Source organism: Streptococcus mitis, assembly GCF_946190325.1.
GTDB classification, from domain to species: domain Bacteria; phylum Bacillota; class Bacilli; order Lactobacillales; family Streptococcaceae; genus Streptococcus; species Streptococcus mitis_CF.
This window is the reverse complement of record NZ_CAMHZR010000001.1, coordinates 329,730-348,265: the sequence shown is the minus strand read 5'-3', so window position 1 is coordinate 348,265 and position 18,536 is coordinate 329,730. Positions and strand designations below refer to the sequence as shown.

Below are 18,536 nucleotides of genomic sequence, written 5' to 3'. Positions count from 1 at the left end.
CTTTAGCTAACCTCAGTTATGCTCGCAGCTCGCTTCCTAAGCTAATCTTGATTTTTCTTGAGTAAGGATAAATGATATTAGATTTATATAATTAATCGGAGGGAATAACTAATGAGAATTGCAATTGGATGTGACCACATCGTAACAGATGAAAAAATGGCGGTTTCAGAATTTTTGAAATCAAAAGGATATGAAGTCATTGACTTTGGTACATATGACCATACACGTACTCACTACCCAATCTTTGGTAAAAAAGTAGGGGAAGCTGTAACTAGCGGTCAAGCTGATCTTGGGGTATGTATCTGTGGTACTGGTGTTGGTATCAACAATGCTGTAAATAAAGTTCCAGGTGTCCGTTCTGCCTTGGTTCGTGATATGACAACAGCTCTTTATGCTAAAGAGCAATTGAACGCTAACGTTATCGGTTTTGGTGGTAAGATTACTGGTGAATTGCTCATGTGTGATATCATCGAAGCTTTCATCCATGCTGAATACAAACCATCTGAAGAAAACAAAAAATTGATTGCGAAAATTGAACACCTTGAAAGTCACAATGCTCAACAAACAGACGCAAACTTCTTCACTGAATTCCTTGAAAAATGGGATCGCGGAGAATACCACGACTAAGAGGTGACCTATGATTTTAACAGTCACAATGAACCCATCCATCGATATTTCCTATCCTTTGGATGAGTTGAAGATTGATACTGTCAATCGTGTGGTGGATGTAACCAAAACGGCTGGTGGTAAGGGACTCAATGTTACCCGAGTACTTTCAGAATTTGGGGATTCTGTTCTTGCTACTGGTTTAGTGGGTGGCAAACTTGGTGAGTTTTTGGTTGAAAATATCGATGATCAAGTAAAGAAAGATTTCTTCTCCATTCAGGGAGAAACTCGGAACTGTATCGCTATTCTCCACGGTGACAACCAAACTGAAGTTCTTGAAAAAGGTCCTGAAGTATTGGAACAGGAAGGTCAAGACTTTTTGAAACATTTCAAAAAACTCTTGGAGTCAGTTGAAGTAGTAGCTATCTCAGGTAGTCTGCCAGCTGGCCTTCCAGTTGATTACTATGCGAGCTTGGTAGAACTTGCTAATCAAGCTGGCAAACCTGTAGTCTTGGACTGCTCTGGTGCAGCACTTCAGGCGGTTCTTGAATCACCACATAAACCAACAGTAATTAAACCAAATAATGAGGAATTGTCTCAGCTTCTAGGAAGAGAAGTTTCTGAGGATTTGGATGAATTAAAAGAAGTCCTTCAAGAACCTTTGTTTGCAGGTATTGAATGGATTATCGTTTCACTTGGTGCCAACGGTGCTTTTGCCAAACATGGTGACACTTTCTACAAGGTAGATATTCCTAGAATTCAGGTGGTCAACCCTGTCGGATCTGGAGATTCTACTGTAGCAGGAATTTCTTCAGGACTTCTTCACAAAGAATCGGATGCAGCATTACTCATCAAGGCAAATGTCCTTGGTATGCTCAATGCTCAAGAAAAAATGACTGGTCATGTCAACATGGCCAACTATCAAGCTCTATATGATCAATTAATAGTAAAAGAGGTATAAAATGGCTTTAACAGAACAAAAACGTGCACGCTTAGAAAAACTTTCTGATGAAAATGGTATCATCTCAGCTCTTGCATTTGACCAACGTGGTGCTTTGAAACGCCTCATGGCTCAACACCAAACAGAAGAACCAACTGTGGCTCAAATGGAAGAACTTAAAGTTTTGGTAGCAGATGAATTGACTAAATACGCTTCATCTATGCTTCTTGATCCTGAATATGGACTTCCAGCGACTAAAGCTCTTGATGAAAAATCTGGTCTTCTCCTTGCTTATGAAAAAACAGGCTATGACACAACAAGTACAAAACGTTTGCCAGACTGCTTGGATGTTTGGTCTGCAAAACGTATTAAAGAAGAAGGTGCAGATGCAGTTAAATTCTTGCTTTACTATGACGTAGATAGCTCAGACGAACTCAACCAAGAAAAACAAGCTTACATCGAACGTATCGGTTCTGAATGTGTGGCTGAAGATATCCCATTCTTCCTTGAAATCCTTGCTTATGATGAAAAAATTGCTGACGCTGGTTCTGTAGAATACGCTAAAGTAAAACCACACAAAGTTATCGGTGCTATGAAAGTCTTCTCAGACCCACGCTTTAACATTGATGTCTTGAAAGTAGAAGTTCCTGTTAACATTAAATATGTTGAAGGCTTCGCTGAAGGTGAAGTGGTTTATACACGTGAAGAAGCAGCAGCCTTCTTCAAAGCACAAGATGAAGCAACTAACTTGCCATACATCTACTTGAGTGCTGGTGTATCAGCTAAACTTTTCCAAGATACTCTTGTATTTGCTCATGAATCAGGTGCAAACTTTAACGGAGTTCTTTGTGGCCGTGCTACATGGGCTGGATCAGTTGAAGCATACATCAAAGATGGTGAAGCAGCAGCTCGCGAATGGCTTCGCACAACTGGTTTTGAAAACATTGATGAGCTCAATAAAGTTCTTCAAACAACAGCGACTTCATGGAAAGAACGCGTGTAAGCAAGTCCTCCTAGGTTAGGAACATGAATCTAAAAAAATTTTAAAAAAAGTTTTATGTAAAGGTTTACAAAATAACTTACTTGTGCTATACTTAAATCACAAGTTAATACAAGGTGAGTGTTACTAAGTAATATTAGGCATGATCACAGGTGAATTAGAAATCGGCTGATTTTCTAGTTCATTTGTGGTCATTTTTTGTACTCATATACCTTTAAGATATAAAAGGAGGTTGACATGTATCGAATTCTAAATCCAATGAATCACAATGTCTCGCTTGTCAGAAATGATAAAGGAGAAGAAGTGATTGTGATTGGTAAGGGGATTACATTTGGAAAGAGGAAGGGAGATTTGATTACTGAACAGCATATTGAGAAAATCTTTCGGATGAAGACAGAAGAGTCAAGAGAAAACTTTATGGCTCTCCTCAAAGATGTTCCGCTTGATTTTATCACAGTGACCTATGAAATCATTGATAAGCTATCAAAGAAATATCATTATCCAATTCAAGAGTATCTCTACGTAACCTTGACAGATCATATTTACTGTTCTTACCAAGCTCTAGCACAAGGAAGGTACAAGGATAGTAATCTACCAGATATTTCCACTAAGTATCCTGTCGCTTTTCAAATCGCAAATGAAGCTTTTGAAATTTATCGTCAGAAGCTAGCAGATCATTTTCCTGAGGACGAAATTATTCGGATTGCTTATCATTTCATTAATGCCGAAGGTGAAAATGAAGTGGAACTTGTGGAGTCGATTGATAAGAGGAAAGAAATTCTCAGGAATGTTGAAGAAGTTTTAACGGACTATGCAATTCAACGAACCAAAGAGAATAATCATTTCTATGATCGTTTTATGATACATTTGAATTATTTCTTGGATTATTTAGACAGATCTAGAGATGATAACCAATCACTTCTGGATATGGAAGATCATATTAAACAATCCTATCCAAAAGCGTTCGAGATTGGTTCCAAGATCTATGATGTGATTACGCAACATACGGGTCTTGATTTGTATAAAAGTGAACGAGTTTATCTAGTTCTACATATCCAACGTTTATTGTCATAAAAATTTAATTAAAAATACCTAAGGAGAATTCTATCATGAATAGAGAAGAAGTAACATTGTTAGGTTTTGAAATCGTAGCCTATGCTGGCGATGCTCGTTCAAAACTATTGGAAGCCTTGAAAGCTGCTGAAGCTGGCGATTTTGCGAAAGCAGATAGCTTAGTCGAGGAAGCTGGTTCTTGCATTGCAGAGGCTCACCACGCGCAAACAAGTCTATTGGCTAAGGAAGCTTCAGGTGAGGACTTAGCCTATAGTGTAACCATGATGCATGGCCAAGACCACTTGATGACAACTATCTTATTAAAAGATTTGATGCACCATTTAATTGAACTCTACAAGAGAGGAGTTAAGTAATGAATAAATTAATTGCATTTATTGAGAAAGGAAAGCCTTTCTTTGAGAAACTATCTCGTAATATCTACCTTCGTGCCATTCGTGATGGTTTCATTGCAGGTATGCCTGTTATTCTCTTCTCAAGTATTTTTATCTTGATTGCCTTTGTACCAAACTCATGGGGCTTTAAATGGTCTGATGAAGTTGTAGCCTTTCTGATGAAACCTTATAGCTATTCTATGGGTATTCTGGCTCTCTTGGTAGCTGGTACAACAGCTAAGTCATTGACCGACTCAGTCAATCGAAGCATGGAGAAAACCAATCAAATCAACTATATGTCAACCCTGTTAGCAGCGATTGTTGGTTTGTTGATGTTGGCAGCTGATCCTATCGAAAATGGTCTTGCTACTGGATTCTTGGGGACAAAAGGTTTGCTTTCAGCCTTCCTTGCTGCCTTTGTTACTGTAGCAATCTATAAGGTTTGTGTTAAGAACAACGTCACTATTCGTATGCCTGACGAAGTTCCACCAAATATCTCACAAGTCTTTAAAGATGTGATTCCATTCACTCTCTCAGTTGTTTCACTTTATGCTCTTGATTTACTAGCTCGTCATTTTGTTGGTGCAAGCGTAGCTGAATCAATCGGTAAATTCTTTGCACCATTATTCTCTGCTGCTGATGGTTATCTAGGTATTACGATTATCTTTGGTGCCTTTGCTTTCTTCTGGTTTGTTGGTATCCATGGTCCATCTATCGTTGAACCAGCTATCGCAGCTATTACCTATGCCAATGCCGAAGTCAACTTGAACCTTCTCCAACAAGGTATGCACGCTGACAAGATTCTTACTTCTGGTACACAAATGTTTATCGTTACCATGGGTGGTACTGGTGCGACACTGGTTGTTCCATTCATGTTCATGTGGTTAACAAAATCTAAACGTAACCGTGCAATCGGTCGTGCTTCAGTAGTCCCAACATTCTTTGGTGTAAATGAACCAATCTTGTTTGGTGCACCACTTGTATTAAACCCAATCTTCTTCATTCCATTTATCTTTGCTCCAATCGCAAACGTTTGGATCTTTAAATTCTTCATTGAAACTCTTGGAATGAATTCATTTACTGCTAATCTACCATGGACAACCCCAGCTCCACTAGGTCTAGTTCTTGGTACGAACTTCCAAGTTCTATCATTCATTCTTGCTGCTCTTCTAATCGTGGTTGACGTAGTCATTTACTATCCATTCCTTAAAGTCTATGATGAACAAATTCTTGAAGAAGAGCGTTCAGGTAAATCTAATGATGAATTGAAAGAAAAAGTTGCCGCAAACTTCAACACTGCAAAAGCAGATGCTATTCTTGAAAAAGCTGGTGTAGAAGCAGCACAAAATACAATCACTGAAGAAACAAATGTCCTCGTTCTCTGTGCAGGTGGAGGGACAAGTGGACTTCTTGCGAATGCTTTGAATAAGGCAGCTGCAGAATACAATGTTCCTGTGAAAGCAGCAGCAGGTGGCTATGGTGCTCACCGTGAAATGTTGCCAGAGTTTGATCTTGTTATCCTTGCCCCTCAAGTTGCTTCAAACTTTGAAGACATGAAAGCAGAAACAGATAAGCTCGGTATTAAACTAGCGAAAACAGAAGGCGCTCAATACATCAAATTAACTCGTGATGGAAAAGGTGCTCTTGCATTCGTACAAGCTCAATTCGATTAACGATAGGGACTGTGAAACAGTCTCCTATCGTTACGGCAATCGCTATGGCGAATTTCCTAATCGCCTTGTTAATTCGTCGGTAAAAAGCTATCGTTTTTACCTCCTCATGTCACAATTCGATTAATAATAGGGACTATGAAATAGTCTCCTATCGTTACGGCAATCGCTATGGCGAATTTCCTAATCGCCTTATTAATTCGTCGGTAAAAAGATATCGTTTTTACCTTCTCATGTCACAATTCGATTAACGATAGGGACTATGAAATAGTCTCCTATCGTTACGGCAATCGCTATGGCAAATTTCCTAATCGCCTTATTAATTCGTCGGTAAAAAGCTATCGTTTTTACCTCCTCATGTTACAATTCGGTGACTTGGTACAAGAAGTGAGATGGAGAAGGATGGCTCACTGACTCCTCTCCTCTCACTTTTACTTTATTTAAATCAAGAAATAGGTGAAAAAAATGACAAAAACATTACCAAAAGACTTTATTTTCGGTGGCGCAACAGCTGCCTATCAAGCAGAAGGTGCTACACATACTGATGGTAAAGGACCAGTTGCGTGGGATAAGTATCTTGAAGATAACTACTGGTACACTGCCGAACCAGCCAGTGATTTTTACAATCGATACCCAGTTGACCTCAAGCTAGCAGAAGAGTATGGTGTCAATGGTATTCGAATTTCTATTGCCTGGTCACGTATTTTCCCGACTGGTTACGGTCAAGTAAATGCTAAAGGTGTTGAATTTTATCATAATCTATTTGCAGAGTGTCACAAACGTCATGTTGAACCATTTGTAACTCTTCATCACTTTGACACACCAGAAGCTCTACATTCAAATGGAGACTTCTTAAACCGTGAAAATATCGAACACTTTTTAGATTATGCGGCTTTCTGTTTTGAAGAATTTCCAGAAGTAAACTATTGGACAACATTCAATGAAATTGGACCAATCGGTGATGGTCAATATTTAGTTGGTAAATTCCCTCCAGGTATTCAGTACGACCTTGCCAAAGTATTCCAATCACACCACAATATGATGGTTTCTCATGCACGCGCGGTAAAATTGTACAAAGATAAAGGCTATAAAGGCGAAATCGGTGTCGTGCACGCTCTCCCAACCAAGTACCCACTTGATCCTGAAAATCCTGCAGATGTTCGTGCAGCTGAGTTGGAAGATATCATCCACAATAAATTTATCTTGGATGCAACTTATCTAGGTCACTATTCAGCTGAAACGATGGAAGGCGTCAACCATATCTTATCAGTCAATGGTGGTAGCTTGGATCTTCGTGAAGAAGATTTCACAGCATTAGAAGCTGCGAAAGACTTGAATGATTTTCTAGGCATCAACTATTATATGAGTGACTGGATGGAAGCCTTTGATGGAGAAACTGAAATTATCCATAATGGTAAGGGTGAGAAAGGAAGCTCTAAATACCAAATCAAAGGTGTTGGTCGTCGTGTAGCTCCTGACTATGTACCACGTACGGATTGGGATTGGATTATCTACCCTCAAGGTTTGTATGACCAAATCATGCGCGTGAAGAAAGATTATCCGAACTATAAGAAGATTTACATCACTGAAAATGGACTTGGTTATAAAGATGAGTTTGTAGACAATACTGTTTATGATGATGGCCGTATTGATTATGTCAAACAACACTTAGAGGTCTTATCTGATGCGATTGCTGATGGTGCAAACGTCAAAGGATACTTCATCTGGTCATTGATGGACGTCTTCTCATGGTCAAACGGTTATGAAAAACGTTACGGTCTCTTCTATGTAGACTTTGAAACTCAAGAACGTTATCCTAAGAAATCAGCTCACTGGTACAAGAAAGTAGCAGAAAGTCAGATTATAGACTAGTAGAATGAGTAATTAGATATAGAATTCTAGTGAGGCAAAAGATGTTCAAAGATTTTATCCAATCTATTTATGAAAAAGTTTATATTATCAATTTTGATAAATGTTTTCAAATACCTTGTTTGACTAATGAGGAGCTGAAAAATTTTGGGAAATGGTATGTCTCTACCGGTAAAGAATGGATTTGCCATTCAGACTATGAGCTGGAAGAATTTAAAAATATCTTTTTAAATTTTATCAGTCCTGAAGAACGGGATAATATCTCCTTTGATTCAGATTTTATGCCGTTTCAACAATCATAAATAATCTAGGAAACTCCTTGTAAAAATCTTCATCCAAAAATGCGTCATATCAAGATTCTTATTTTCTTGATATGACGCATTTTATTTTTTATCAATCCTCAGTTTTATGGTTTAGAAAGAATAATTTTTGTTTGTTTTGAAAGTTGTTCAAACGTTTCTTTGCTCAGTTTAGAATCTGAAACGATGATATCAATATCAGAGATATTGTAGAAGGTATAGAAATCAAATTTATTGAACTTACTATGGTCAGCTAGTAAGTATTTTTTATTGGAATTATTGAGGGCGATGCGTTGAGATTCACCTTCCTCTTCACTAAAGGTCGCAATCGCATTGTCCTGAATACCATTACAGCTAACGAAAGCTTTAGAAAATTGAAGATTGGCTAAGTTTTGCAAGGTTAGTGTTCCCACAAAGGCTCCAGTGATAGAGCGGTAGTTTCCACCGATTAAAATCAAATCTGTTAGTTTTCGTTCGTTTAAGATGAGAAAGACTGGTAAACTGTTTGTTACAACACGAATATTATCAATTGGAAGTTCACGGGCAAAAGATTCTAAGGTCGTACCAGGGCCGATAAAAATAGTTTCACCCTCATCAATCAAATGGCCTGTAAAACGGCTAATTTCTTGTTTTTCTGCGATTTGTAAGCTTTGTTTTTCAATATTGGAACGTTCATTATTTAAAATGGAACCTGTGCGAATTTTTTCAGCTCCACCGTGCACCCGAACAAGTAAATCCTTGTCGGCTAACTCTTGTAAGTAGCGTCTAGCAGTCATATCTGACACATCCAAGCGAGTCATGATTTCTTTTACAGTAATAGTTCCCTTTGTATTTACCGTTTCTAGAATATTATCTAGTTTTTCCTGCTTTAACATCGTTATCACCTCTATTTCTATTACTATTTTATCATAAAGTATTCAATCAATCAATTTAAAAAACAAAAGAAAACAAAAACAAAAATATCATGGTTGTTTTAAACAAACCATGATATTTGTTATCAGTTCTGGGATAATTGAATTAGTCCAAACCGTAATTGTAGTCATCGTCTTGCATGGCTTCAACTTCACCAAGGAGGTAACCATTTCCGACTTGAGAGAAGAAGTCGTGGTTGGAAGTTCCTGTTGAAATACCGTTCATAACGATTGGGTTGACATCATCAGCTGAATCTGGGAAGAGTGGATCTTGTCCCAGGTTCATGAGTGCCTTGTTGGCATTGTAGCGGAGGAAGGTCTTGACTTCTTCAGTCCAGCCAACACCGTCATAGAGGCTCTCTGTATAACCTTCTTCGTTCTCGTAGAGAGTGTAGAGCAGGTCGTACATCCATTCTTTGAGTTTTTCTTGCTCTTCTTCAGGCAATTCATTGAAACCAAGTTGGAATTTATATCCGATGTAGGTTCCGTGAACAGACTCATCACGAATAATTAATTTGATGATTTCCGCAACGTTGGCTAGTTTGTTGTTACCGAGATAGTAGAGGGGAGTGAAGAAACCAGAGTAGAAGAGGAAGGTTTCAAGGAAGACGCTGGCAACTTTCTTTTCAAGTGGGCTACCGTTTAGGTAGATTTCGTTGACAATCTCAGCCTTCTTTTGTAGGTACGGATTGGTATTGGTCCATTCGAAAATTTCTTCAATCTCAGCCTTAGTATTCAAGGTAGAAAAGATTGATGAGTAAGATTTAGCGTGGACAGATTCCATAAATTGGATGTTATTGAAAACAGCTTCCTCATGTGGTGTACGGATGTCCGAGCGAAGGGCTTGAACTCCAGTTTCAGATTGCATAGTGTCGAGAAGGGTTAGACCACCAAAGACTTTTCCAACCAAGTCTTTTTCTACATTTGATAGCTTTCTCCAGTCATCCAAGTCATTTGACAAAGGAATACGTGTATCAAGCCAGAATTGCTCCGTCAGTTTTTCCCAAGTTGATTTGTCGATGACATCTTCGATGGCATTCCAGTTAATGGCTTTGTAGTAAGTTTCCATTTTGAAATCTCTTTCTGTGTTTAGTATTGCGAACTCACAATTATCTCTATTTTATCATAATTCTAGAGGAGTATCGCACAAAAAGTCGGAAGCCCGACTTTTTGTTATTTCATAGTATAGATGCTTATTCCAGTTTAGTTTAGCAGGGTGAATGAATACTTATCTGAGAAAATGTAGTTTTCTCAAGCAAAGATTAGATCACACAGCTTTCACATTGGTTAGCACCGACTTCTCCACCATCATCTGTAAAGGTACGGACGTAGTAGATAGACTTGATACCCTTGTTAAAGGCATAGTTACGAAGGATTGACAAGTCACGTGTCGTTTGTTTGTTTTCTTTCTTCCATTCGTAAAGTCCTTTTGGAATGTCACTACGCATGAAGAGTGTGAGTGAAAGTCCTTGGTCCACGTGCTCAGTTGCAGCAGCATAGACATCAATCACTTTACGCATATCCATGTCGTAAGCAGAAGTGTAGTAAGGAATGGTTTCTGTTGACAAGCCAGCAGCAGGGTAGTAGATTTTACCGATTTTCTTTTCTTGACGTTCTTCGATACGTTGCGTAATCGGGTGGATAGAAGCAGAAACATCATTGATGTAACTGATAGAACCATTTGGCGCTACAGCAAGGCGGTTTTGGTGGTAAAGACCATCTGCTTGAACCTTGTCGCGAAGTTCAGCCCAGTCAGTAGCACTTGGGATAAAGACATCTTTGAAGAGTTCTTTAACACGGTCTGATTTTGGAACAAATTCGCCTGTCACATACTTGTCGAAGTAGCTTCCGTTAGCATAGTCTGATTTTTCAAAGTTGTGGAAGGTGATGCCACGTTCACGCGCGATATTGTTTGATTCTACCAAGGTCCAGTAGTTCATAAGCATAAAGTAGATGCTTGTAAACTCAACAGACTCAGGCGATCCATATTCAATCAATTGTTGGGCAAGGTAGCTGTGAAGCCCCATGGCACCAAGACCAAAGGTATGAGCTTGGCTATTTCCGTGGTCGATGGTAGGAACAGCTACGATGTGTGAACTATCTGTAACGAAAGTAAGGGCACGAACCATAGCACGGATAGAACGACCAAAATCAGGTGAAGTCATCATGTTAACCACGTTGGTTGAACCAAGGTTACATGAAACGTCCGTTCCCATTTGAAGGAATTCTTGAGCATCGTTGATCAGGCTTGGTTCTTGGACTTGAAGAATCTCAGAACACAAGTTACTCATGATAATCTTACCATCAACAGGGTTTGCACGGTTAGCCGTATCAATGTTGACTACATAAGGGTAGCCAGATTCTTGTTGCAATTTAGAGATTTCCGTTTCCAAATCACGCGCCTTGATTTTTGTCTTGCGGATATTTGGATTTGCGACCAATTCATCGTATTTTTCAGTGATGTCAATGTAGTTGAATGGAACACCGTATTCAAGTTCTACTGAGTAAGGGCTGAAGAGGTACATTTCTTCATTTTTACGTGCTAATTCGTAGAATTTATCGGGCACCACAACACCAAGTGAAAGAGTCTTTACACGAACTTTTTCATCGGCGTTTTCTTTCTTAGTTGAAAGGAAAGCGATGATATCTGGATGAAAGACATTGAGGTAAACAACACCAGCACCTTGACGTTGCCCCAATTGGTTGGAGTAAGAGAAACTATCTTCGAAGAGCTTCATGACTGGTACGACACCAGAAGCTGCTCCTTCGTAGCCCTTGATAGGTGCACCAGCTTCACGAAGGTTGCTGAGGGTAATTCCCACACCACCACCGATACGTGACAGTTGAAGGGCAGAGTTGATAGAACGGCCTATAGAGTTCATATCATCCGTAACTTGAATCAAGAAACAGGATACCAATTCTCCACGACGAGCACGTCCAGCATTCAAGAAGGAAGGAGTAGCAGGTTGGTAGCGTTGGTGGATGATTTCATTGGCAATATCGATTGCAACAGCTTCATTGCCATCAGCGAAATAAAGGGCGTTAAAGAAGACACGGTCTTCCATGCTTTCAAGATAATATTCACCGTCGTTTGTCTTCAAGGCATATTGATTGTAAAACTTATAGGCAGCCATGAAAGACTTGAATTGGAAGTTTTGTTCTTTAATAAATTGAGACAATTCTTCCAAGAATTCTGGACGGTATTTCTTGATAAAGGCTGTTTCGATATAGTTGTGTTCAATGAGGTAGTTGATTTTATCTTTGATTGAATCAAAAATCATAGTGTTTGGAACTACATTTTCTTTAAAGAAGGCATCCAAGGCTTCCTTATCTTTATGAAGCATGATTTGTCCATTGACAGGACGGTTGATTTCGTTATTGAGACGGAAGTAAGTCACGTCCTCAAGATGTTTTAATCCCATAAAATTTCCCTTATCTAATTACAAAAGAAAGGCTTCTAAGTTAGCCCTAGAAGCAGTTTCTTCTGGATGATGTACTAAGATTATGCTAATTGTTTCAGTTTTCCTGGTTGGAAACCTGAAAAGACTTCAGTTGGTGTTTGGATAACAGGAGCTGCGCTGAAACCGAGCTCTTTAACTTGATCGATGTACTCAGGTTGCTCATCGAGATTGATTTCGCGATAAGCGACATTATTACTGTCCAAGAAACGTTTGGTCATTTTACATTGGACACAGTTGTTTTTAGAATAAACGGTTACCATTGTGTAACTCCTCTTTCAAAATAGATTACTTTCCTAGTATATCAGAAAATAAATTTTTGTCAATGATTTGAAACTAAATATAGTGGTCTATTTTTCTGCTTAAGCTCACAAAACACAATATGTAGTGTTTGCTTTGTGAAATAGTGATGATAATCCTACAAGTAGTTTTTTGGAAAACTATATCCTGTGTTTTGTTATCTAAAATAGAAGATTTTCAGCAAGTTATCTGAAAGGAAATCGAATAAATCCCATAAAATGCTTGAAAAAAATCCTAGAAGATGATATAATACCAAATTGTAAGGGTTATCACATATAACTCAAAAAAGAAAGAACAAAAGGAGAGTCAAACTATGGCTTCTAAAGATTTCCACGTAGTGGCAGAAACAGGTATTCACGCACGTCCAGCAACATTGTTGGTACAAACTGCTAGCAAATTTGCTTCAGATATCACTCTTGAGTACAAAGGTAAATCAGTTAACCTTAAATCAATCATGGGTGTTATGAGTCTTGGTGTTGGCCAAGGTGCTGATGTAACTATCTCAGCTGAAGGTGCAGATGCAGATGACGCTATCGCTGCAATCTCAGAAACAATGGAAAAAGAAGGATTGGCATAAGGAAAATGACAGAAATGCTTAAAGGAATCGCAGCATCTGATGGTGTTGCAGTTGCAAAAGCATATCTACTCGTTCAACCGGATTTGTCATTCGAGACTGTTTCAGTCGAAGATACAAACGCAGAAGAGGCTCGTTTGGATGTAGCTCTTGAAGCTTCTCAAAACGAGCTTTCTCTTATCCGTGAGAAAGCTGTAGGTACGCTAGGTGAAGAAGCAGCTCAAGTTTTTGACGCTCATTTGATGGTTCTTGCTGACCCAGAATTGATTGGTCAGATTAAAGAAACAATTCGCGCTAAGAAAGTCAATGCTGAAGCAGGTCTTAAAGAAGTGACTGACATGTTCATCACTATCTTTGAAGGTATGGAAGACAATCCATATATGCAAGAACGTGCAGCGGATATCCGTGACGTGACAAAACGTGTATTGGCAAATCTTCTTGGTAAAAAATTGCCAAACCCAGCTTCTATCAACGAAGAAGTAATCGTGATTGCGCATGACTTGACACCATCTGATACAGCTCAATTGGACAAAAACTTTGTAAAAGCTTTTGTAACTAACATCGGTGGACGTACAAGCCACTCAGCTATCATGGCACGTACACTTGAAATTGCAGCTGTATTGGGAACAAATAACATCACTGAAGTGGTGAAAGACGGTGATATCCTTGCCGTTAACGGAATTACTGGTGAAGTGATTATCAACCCAACAGATGAACAAGCGGCTGAATTTAAAGCAGCTGGTGAAGCTTATGCTAAACAAAAAGCTGAATGGGCACTTTTGAAAGATGCTCAAACAGTGACTGCTGACGGTAAACACTTCGAGTTGGCTGCTAACATCGGTACTCCAAAAGACGTTGAAGGTGTTAACAACAACGGTGCAGAAGCTGTTGGACTTTACCGTACAGAGTTCTTGTACATGGATTCTCAAGACTTCCCAACAGAAGACGAGCAGTATGAAGCATACAAGGCTGTTCTTGAGGGAATGAATGGTAAACCGGTCGTTGTTCGTACAATGGATATCGGTGGAGATAAGGAACTTCCTTACTTCGATATGCCACACGAAATGAACCCATTCCTAGGATTCCGTGCCCTTCGTATCTCTATTTCTGAAACTGGAGATGCAATGTTCCGCACGCAAATTCGTGCCCTTCTTCGTGCTTCTGTTCATGGTCAATTGCGTATCATGTTCCCAATGGTTGCCCTCTTGAAAGAATTCCGTGCAGCTAAAGCCGTTTATGAAGAAGAAAAAGCAAACCTTCTTGCTGAAGGTGTTGCAGTTGCGGATGACATCCAAGTTGGTATCATGATTGAAATCCCTGCAGCAGCAATGCTTGCAGACCAATTTGCAAAAGAAGTAGACTTCATGTCAATTGGAACAAACGACTTGATCCAATACTCAATGGCAGCGGACCGTATGAACGAGCAAGTTTCATACCTTTACCAACCATATAACCCATCAATCCTTCGCTTGATCAACAACGTTATCAAGGCAGCACACGCTGAAGGTAAATGGGCTGGTATGTGTGGTGAGATGGCTGGTGACCAAAAAGCTGTTCCACTTCTTGTCGGAATGGGCTTGGATGAGTTCTCTATGTCAGCAACATCTGTACTTCGTACACGTAGCTTGATGAAGAAATTGGATACTGCTAAGATGGAAGAGTATGCTAACCGTGCCCTTACAGAGTGTTCAACAATGGAAGAAGTTCTTGAACTTCAAAAAGAATACGTTAATTTTGATTAATCGAAAAGTCCTTGCAACTAAGTTGCAAGGTTTTTTATAGTTTAAAATCAGAAAATCTATTAACTAGTTCATAAAATGCTTGACAATAAAAAAAATAAGAGTAAACTATTAACTAGTTAAATAACTAGTTAAGGAGTTTTTATGAAGAAACAAAATTTGTTTTTAGTGTTGTTAAGTGTCTTTCTTTTGTGTTTAGCTGCTTGTGGTCAAAAAGAAAGCCAGACAGGGAAAGGGATGAAAATCGTGACCAGTTTTTATCCTATCTATGCCATGGTTAAGGAAGTATCTGGTGACTTGAATGATGTTCGGATGATTCAGTCAAGTAGTGGGATTCATTCTTTTGAACCTTCAGCAAATGATATCGCAGCCATCTATGATGCAGATGTATTTGTCTACCATTCTCATACGCTCGAATCTTGGGCAGGAAGTCTGGACCCCAATCTAAAAAAATCCAAAGTTAAGGTTTTAGAGGCTTCTGAAGGAATGACATTGGATCGTGTCCCTGGTCTAGAAGATGTGGAAGCAGGTGATGGAGTTGATGAAAAAACGCTTTATGACCCTCATACTTGGCTAGATCCTGAAAAAGCTGGCGAAGAAGCTCAGATTATCGCTGATAAACTTTCAGAGGTTGATAGTGAGCATAAAGAAACTTATCAAAAAAATGCGCAAGCCTTTATCAAAAAAGCTCAAGAATTGACTAAGAAATTCCAGCCTAAATTTGAAAAAGCGAGTCAGAAAACATTTGTAACACAACATACAGCCTTTTCTTATCTGGCTAAGCGATTTGGACTCAATCAACTTGGAATCGCAGGTATCTCTCCAGAACAAGAACCAAGTCCAAGACAACTAACAGAAATTCAGGAATTTGTTAAAACCTATAAGGTCAAAACGATTTTTACAGAAAGTAATGCTTCTTCAAAAGTAGCTGAAACTCTTGTCAAATCAACAGGTGTGGGTCTTAAAACTCTGAATCCTTTAGAGGCAGACCCACAAAATGACAAAACTTACTTAGAAAATCTAGAAGAAAATATGAGTGTTTTAGCAGAAGAATTAAAGTGAGGAAAGAATGAAAATCAATAAAAAATATCTAGCTGGGTCAGCAGCTGCACTTGCTTTAAGTGTCTGTGCTTATGAACTAGGTTTGCATCAAGGCCAAACTGTAAAAGAAAGTAACCGTGTTTCATATATAGACGGTAAACAACCAAGCCAAAAGGCAGAAAATTTGACACCTGATGAAGTCAGTAAAAAAGAAGGTATTAATGCCGAGCAAATCGTTATCAAGATTACGGATCAAGGTTATGTGACTTCACACGGTGATCATTTCCATTATTACAATGGGAAAGTTCCTTTTGATGCGATTTTCAGTGAAGAACTTCTGATGAAAGATCCAAATTATCAGTTGAAGGATTCAGACATTATCAATGAAATCAAGGGTGGCTATGTGATTAAGGTAGATGGTAAGTATTATGTCTATCTTAAGGATGCAGCGCATGCTGATAATGTTCGCTCAAAAGAAGAAATTACTCGTCAGAAGCAAGAACACAGTAGTAATCACGGAGGTGGTTCTAGCGATAAAGCAGTAGTCGCTGCTAGAGCTCAGGGCCGCTATACAACGGATGATGGTTATATCTTTAATGCATCTGATATCATTGAGGACACGGGTGATGCCTATATCGTTCCTCATGGCAACCATTTCCACTATATTCCTAAGAGTGACTTGTCTGCCAGTGAATTAGCTGCAGCTCGAGCCTTCCTAGCTGGAAAAGGTAATCAACCAAGCTCAGTTGGCTATCGTCCTTCAACAAATTCTTCTAGCAGTAGCGCATCAGAGGCATCGAATAGTAGTTCATATGGACAAACGAATCAAAGCAATGTTGAGGCAAATACTAGAAGATGGACTCCAAGTGTTAGCCCACAAGTAGATAATAGTTATCAAGCTAGTCCGAGTGAAGACGTATCTAGTCTCCTGAAACAGCTTTATGCCTTGCCGCTTAGCCAACGACACGTGGAATCAGATGGACTTGTCTTTGATCCAGCGCAGATTACAAGAAAAACTGCGAATGGTGTTGCAGTGCCACACGGAGATCATTATCACTTTATCCCTTATTCTCAAATGTCTCACTTAGAGCAGAAGATTGCAAGAATGATTTCTGAAAATTATCAAGGAAATCATACTACTGCAGGTGGTAAAGAATTAAAACCAATTCCGACTCCAAGTCTTCCAAATTTAATTCCATCTCCTGTTTTGCCAGCTCTTACCTTAAAACCTTTGAAACCTATGGTAAAACCGGCTCCTACTCCAAATCCTAAAATAGACTCAAATTCTTCTTTGGTTAGTCAGCTGGTACGAAAAGTTGGAGAAGGATATGTTTTCGAAGAAAAAGGAATCTCACGCTATGTTTTTGCGAAAGATTTACCATCTGAAACTGTTAAAAATCTTGAAAGCAAGTTATCAAAACAAGAGAGTGTGTCACACGCTTTAACTACTAAAAAAGAAAAAGTTGCTCCTCGTGACCAAGAATTTTATGATAAAGCATATAATCTGTTGGCTGAGGCTCATAAAGCCTTGTCTGAAAATAAGGGTCGCGTTTCTGATTTCCAAGCCTTAGACAAATTAGCAGAACGCTTGAATGATGAATCTTCTAATAAAGGAAAATTGGTAGATGATTTATTGGCATTCCTAGCACCAATTACCCATCCTGAGCGACTTGGAAAACAAAATTCTCAAATTGAATATACCGAAAACGAAGTTCGTATTGCTCAATTAGCTGATAAGTATACAACGTCAGATGGTTACATTTTTGACGAACATGATATTATCAGTGATGAGGGGGATGCCTATGTAACGCCTCATATGGGCCATAGTCACTGGATTGGAAAAGACAGCCTTTCTGATAAGGAAAAAGCTGCGGCTCAATATTATACTAAAGAAAAAAGAATTCTACCTCCGTCCGCAGACGCAGATGCTCAAGCAAATCCAACTGGAGATAGTGCAGCGGCTATTTACAATCGTGTGAAAGGAGAGAAACGAATTCCACTCGTTCGACTTCCATACATGGTCGAGCATACAGTAGAAGTTAAAAATGGTAATTTGATTATTCCTCACAAGGATCATTACCATAACATTAAATTTGCTTGGTTTGATGATCATTCATACAAGGCTCCAAATGGCTATACCTTGGAAGACTTATTTGCGACGATTAAGTACTATGTTGAACATCCTGATGAACGTCCACATTCTAATGACGGATGGGGAAATGCCAGCGAGCATGTCTTAGGTAAGAAAGACCACAGTGAAGATCCCAAAAAGAACTTCAAAGCGGATGAAGAACCAGTAGAGGAAACACCTGCTGAGCCAGAAGTTCCTCAAGTAGAGACTGAAAAAGTAGAAGCCAAGCTTAAAGAAGCAGAAGTTTTACTTGCAAAAGTAACGGATGCTAGTTTGAAAGCTAATGCGACAGAAACCCTAGCTGGTTTACGAAATAATTTGAGCCTGCAAACCATGGATAATAATGGTATCATGGCAGAAGCAGAAAAATTACTTGCTTTGCTAAAAGGAAGTAATCCTTCACCTGTGAATAAGGAAAAAACAAACTAATGAAAAATGGGAGTCTCGATAAAGAGACTTTCATTTTTATTATGTATATACGAAAAATTCTTGACAAGCAGTACTAAAAATAGTAAACTATTAACTAGTTAATTAACCGGTTTATTATTTTATA

At 38.9% G+C, this 18,536-nt stretch carries 16 protein-coding genes; 12 read left to right on the top strand and 4 right to left on the bottom strand.

Annotated elements, in window-relative coordinates; genetic code table 11:
• Positions 1-111: 111 nt before the first annotated feature.
• From lacB to N8M95_RS01615, 8 genes are all read left to right on the top strand, one after another.
• Entirely contained in the window at positions 112-627 is a 516-nt protein-coding gene (lacB, locus tag N8M95_RS01650; protein ID WP_001216910.1) for a galactose-6-phosphate isomerase subunit LacB, read from the top strand.
• A gap of 10 nt (positions 628-637) precedes the next feature.
• Positions 638-1,567 (top strand): tagatose-6-phosphate kinase, encoded by a 930-nt coding sequence (locus N8M95_RS01645; protein WP_261116477.1) that lies wholly within the window; start codon positions 638-640, stop codon positions 1,565-1,567.
• Position 1,568: 1 nt separating this feature from the next.
• Positions 1,569-2,549: a tagatose-bisphosphate aldolase gene (gene lacD / locus N8M95_RS01640; protein ID WP_020902878.1), complete on the top strand. Its 981-nt coding sequence runs from the start codon at positions 1,569-1,571 to the stop codon at positions 2,547-2,549.
• A 234-nt stretch (positions 2,550-2,783) separates the two neighbouring features.
• Positions 2,784-3,620: a PRD domain-containing protein gene (locus N8M95_RS01635; RefSeq protein WP_004254529.1), complete on the top strand. Its 837-nt coding sequence runs from the start codon at positions 2,784-2,786 to the stop codon at positions 3,618-3,620.
• 35 nt (positions 3,621-3,655) lie between these two features.
• On the top strand, positions 3,656-3,973 hold the full coding sequence (locus N8M95_RS01630; protein WP_001078320.1) for a PTS lactose/cellobiose transporter subunit IIA: 318 nt from the start codon (positions 3,656-3,658) through the stop codon (positions 3,971-3,973).
• Positions 3,973-5,664 carry a lactose-specific PTS transporter subunit EIIC gene (locus N8M95_RS01625; RefSeq protein WP_001037324.1) on the top strand — a complete coding sequence of 564 codons (1,692 nt, stop codon included), beginning with the start codon at positions 3,973-3,975 and terminating at the stop codon, positions 5,662-5,664. The genes N8M95_RS01630 and N8M95_RS01625 overlap by 1 nt, the downstream gene beginning before the upstream one ends.
• 462 nt (positions 5,665-6,126) lie before the next feature.
• On the top strand, positions 6,127-7,533 hold the full coding sequence (gene lacG / locus N8M95_RS01620) for a 6-phospho-beta-galactosidase (protein WP_261116476.1): 1,407 nt from the start codon (positions 6,127-6,129) through the stop codon (positions 7,531-7,533).
• A gap of 41 nt (positions 7,534-7,574) precedes the next feature.
• Positions 7,575-7,832, top strand: a complete 258-nt coding sequence (locus N8M95_RS01615; protein WP_000471575.1) for a DUF3884 family protein — start codon at positions 7,575-7,577, stop codon at positions 7,830-7,832.
• Between the two features lie 104 nt (positions 7,833-7,936).
• Here N8M95_RS01615 and N8M95_RS01610 read toward each other — a convergent pair whose 3' ends face one another.
• The 4 genes from N8M95_RS01610 to nrdH all read right to left on the bottom strand — a co-directional run bounded on the left by N8M95_RS01610 (position 7,937) and on the right by nrdH (position 12,461).
• Positions 7,937-8,704 carry a DeoR/GlpR family DNA-binding transcription regulator gene (locus tag N8M95_RS01610; protein ID WP_261116475.1) on the bottom strand — a complete coding sequence of 256 codons (768 nt, stop codon included), beginning with the start codon at positions 8,702-8,704 and terminating at the stop codon, positions 7,937-7,939.
• Positions 8,705-8,846: 142 nt separating this feature from the next.
• Positions 8,847-9,809 carry a class 1b ribonucleoside-diphosphate reductase subunit beta gene (nrdF, locus tag N8M95_RS01605; protein ID WP_023948166.1) on the bottom strand — a complete coding sequence of 321 codons (963 nt, stop codon included), beginning with the start codon at positions 9,807-9,809 and terminating at the stop codon, positions 8,847-8,849.
• A gap of 193 nt (positions 9,810-10,002) precedes the next feature.
• On the bottom strand, positions 10,003-12,162 hold the full coding sequence (nrdE, locus tag N8M95_RS01600) for a class 1b ribonucleoside-diphosphate reductase subunit alpha (RefSeq protein ID WP_261116474.1): 2,160 nt from the start codon (positions 12,160-12,162) through the stop codon (positions 10,003-10,005).
• A gap of 80 nt (positions 12,163-12,242) precedes the next feature.
• Entirely contained in the window at positions 12,243-12,461 is a 219-nt protein-coding gene (gene nrdH / locus N8M95_RS01595) for a glutaredoxin-like protein NrdH (RefSeq protein WP_000259240.1), read from the bottom strand.
• 350 nt (positions 12,462-12,811) lie between these two features.
• Here nrdH and N8M95_RS01590 point away from each other — a divergent pair, with 350 nt between their 5' ends.
• The 4 genes from N8M95_RS01590 (at position 12,812) to N8M95_RS01575 (ending at position 18,412) form a co-directional block, all read left to right on the top strand.
• Positions 12,812-13,075, top strand: a complete 264-nt coding sequence (locus N8M95_RS01590) for a phosphocarrier protein HPr (RefSeq protein WP_000146947.1) — start codon at positions 12,812-12,814, stop codon at positions 13,073-13,075.
• 5 nt (positions 13,076-13,080) lie between these two features.
• Positions 13,081-14,814, top strand: a complete 1,734-nt coding sequence (gene ptsP, locus N8M95_RS01585) for a phosphoenolpyruvate--protein phosphotransferase (protein WP_004241506.1) — start codon at positions 13,081-13,083, stop codon at positions 14,812-14,814.
• A 141-nt stretch (positions 14,815-14,955) separates the two neighbouring features.
• A complete protein-coding gene (gene adcAII / locus N8M95_RS01580; RefSeq protein WP_120718790.1) occupies positions 14,956-15,873 on the top strand; it encodes a zinc-binding lipoprotein AdcAII in 918 nt (305 codons plus the stop codon).
• Positions 15,874-15,880: 7 nt separating this feature from the next.
• The gene (locus tag N8M95_RS01575) at positions 15,881-18,412 is read left to right on the top strand and encodes a pneumococcal-type histidine triad protein (protein WP_261116473.1); all 2,532 of its coding nucleotides are present in this window, start codon (positions 15,881-15,883) and stop codon (positions 18,410-18,412) included.
• Positions 18,413-18,536: the final 124 nt, after the last annotated feature.